This is a genomic window from Methylobacterium cerastii, assembly GCF_022179125.1.
Classification (GTDB): Bacteria; Pseudomonadota; Alphaproteobacteria; order Rhizobiales; family Beijerinckiaceae; genus Methylobacterium; species Methylobacterium cerastii.
The window spans coordinates 1-2,784 of record NZ_BPQG01000090.1; the positions used below are offsets into that span (position 1 = coordinate 1).

General features: G+C 58.1%; 2 protein-coding genes. One reads left to right on the forward strand and one right to left on the reverse strand.

The genetic code is table 11. The features are described from left to right. Nucleotides 1-323: 323 nt before the first annotated feature. Entirely contained in the window at nucleotides 324-1,568 is a 1,245-nt protein-coding gene (locus tag MFF13_RS23430) for a glycosyltransferase (protein WP_238273071.1), read from the reverse strand. A gap of 303 nt (nucleotides 1,569-1,871) precedes the next feature. Here MFF13_RS23430 and MFF13_RS23435 point away from each other — a divergent pair, with 303 nt between their 5' ends. Then, a complete protein-coding gene (locus MFF13_RS23435) occupies nucleotides 1,872-2,561 on the forward strand; it encodes an alpha/beta fold hydrolase (RefSeq protein WP_238273072.1) in 690 nt (229 codons plus the stop codon). The last annotated feature ends 223 nt before the right edge of the window (nucleotides 2,562-2,784 follow it).

Consider the following 2,784-nt stretch of genomic DNA (forward strand, 5'->3'; position numbering starts at 1 on the left):
CGACCCGATGCTGCACTACCTCCAGTATGGCGCTCTGGAAGGCCGCAGTGCCTTTGCCGATGGCGTGTTCCATCCCCTCGGGGGCGGCGTCGCCTGACGCCACACGGATCGGTTGCGTTACGATGGCCGGGGCAGAGATGCCCCGGCCATTCCTTTTGGTGAGATACGATCTACGCCCTCGGCGTCTGTCCGGAAAACGACCGTTTTCCTGACGCAAGTGCGTACCAGCGATCGACCCTTTGCGTGAGCTGGGAACGTCCGCTTTTGAGCAAACCCGCCATTGAAGCGGACGCCGTAGCTCCACATGCCGACGTGGCCTGGAGCTATGGGATTGACGCTTCGATCGCGTCACAGGCTGAAACGATACCTTCTTCGCGCACCATGCGCTTCGAGACGTCGCGGCAGCACCGTGCGACCTGGGTCGAAGTCAGGAGCTTGGTCAGGCATCGAGCCGCTCGTTGGGGCGTAAAGCGTCTTTGGCTCAACGTCGTACCGAGACCGAGGCGGCCGACCCGTTCACCGACGTCGAACTGATCGAACGCCATCGGCACGATGAGCTGCGGAATGCCGGCTGCGAATGCCTCCGTCGCGGTGCCGATACCGCCGTGGTGGATCAGGGCGGCGCTCCGGGGCAGGAGTACGCTGAACGGCGCGTAGGTGGCGTGGATCAGACCGTCCGGGAGTTGGGATGGGATTTGGTCGCCTGTAGCCCCGAGAAGAATGCCACGCTGCTTCATGCATCGGCAAACGGCGATTGCGGTTTCGAAGAAGCGATGCCCCTGCCGCATTGCTGTGCCGTAGGTGAAAACTAGCGGCGCCGGCCCCTGCGCGAGAAATGTTGCAAGATCCGAACTTAGTGCTGGCGCATCTCCAGTAGGGTTCACAAGAGGGAACCCAATTTGCACAGCCTGTGGCAGCCAATCCGCTTGCGGCGGGGCGAACCAATCGGGAAACATCAGCAGCACCTTGGAAGGACTGTTCCACCAGTGGCGAAGCCTGCGCACGGCTGGAAGCCCTAGACGTGCACGGAGAGCATTCAAGCTTGGCAGAGCGGCCGGCCCGATTACGTAGCGTTCGGCACCGCGTCCAAGCCAATTCCGCAAACGTGATGGGGCCATCTTTGCAAACCCCAAACCCGGCAGACGCGGTGAAGCGAAGCGGCTTTCGACTAGCATCGGGTTCACGTGAAGAGTGATCACCTGCAAACCGAGCTTATCCTGAGCAATGCGCGCGCCGAGGCTCAGGCTAGAAGCTACAACGAGGGTGTCGTGGAACGCCGCTTCCCGAAAAAGCCAATTATAGATCTGTTCGGTCACCTCCGAGATTTGAGAGAATAACGCGGATACCCCTCGTATCGGGTGCCACAGGTCTGCGTCGGCCATGCTCCGGTCATAGGCGCTTTGCGTGCCGAGCCCATGGAATGGAACGCCGGCCCGCGATGCTAATGCTTCGAACGGCACAGGGGCAGCCAGCGCAACATCATATCCGCGCCGGATCAACTCAATGCTGAGGGCAAGGATCGGCAGCACATCTCCGTGTGATCCAATCGCAACAAGACGGATCTGCATGCAAAGTTTTCTAAGGGCGGGTTGACTTTCCACACAGATAGAAAACTATGATCTTTAGATCAATATAGATGTGGGACAAAATATTCAGGATTTCAAAATTCTTGCTTAGTATTTTTATACTGGTAAAAAATAATAAGCCGTTATTAATTTATTATCAAATTAATATTTATTTTGGAATTGGATGACAAGTAAGCATTTTATTTTACGAATTTAGCTTCATTAATTCGCCGCATCTTCCAATTGGATTTATATATTCAGATGGTCAGTAGCCTCGGACGGCCATGGATCTACAGAATTTTGGGCTTGATCCTGCCCTGGACGATCTTGTGCGTGGGCACAGTGAACCTTTCCGCAAGATCGTGTCCTACCCCGCGGCTCGAACCCAAGCCGATCATTCTCGGCTTTGCGGGCTGGACTTTGCCGTTGACGAGTTACCACGGGTCGGCAGTTGAGCAGATCATCGATCGCCTACGCGCCGAAGGCGCATCTGCGGAGATTTACCCCCCCAACGATTGGCCCACCGTCGCTGAGCGGCTTACGAACCACGCGGATGCAGATCGCCCAATTGTCCTGCTCGGCTTCTCGATGGGCGCCGCCGCGGCCATCCACGTCGCACAGAAACTCGGCGCGGTCGGCATTCCCGTCCGGAACATCGTCATGGTCGAAGCTTGGAACCCTGAGCCGATCCCGGCGAATGTCGCTGCAGCGACGCATTTCTACTCGACGCGGTTCGCCGGCCTCATCCGACCAGGCCCGGGCAACGAAGGCTTGGTCGAAAACATCGACCTAAACGGGCAAATCCCCGAGATCGAAACGGCATCTCATGTCGCCATGAGCCAGATGGCACTGGTCCAGGACCTCGTTATCGACAAAGCGGGTGTCCGTGACGACAAGGATCAGGCCGGAACCACCGTCGCAGCCAAATCCCGATCCTTGTGTCGAGACGCTACGGTGGCTCCCCGGCGCAGGACGCCACCAGCCCCGAAGCGGTGAGTGTCGTCTCGATCTCCACGCGCTCGCTCAGCGTAGACCAAGAGCCAATCTGAGAGCTGTTCGCCGATGACGACCTGCGTGGTGATCGCAATTCGACGGGCGGCCTGACCCTGTTGCGCCTTGGGGCTGGAACGTCCGCTTCCGGGCGAAGAGTTAGGGTCCGCTCCCCACCCCAGTCGGACATTCATCCTATATGTCTCCGTGTCGGCTATCCGACCGTTTT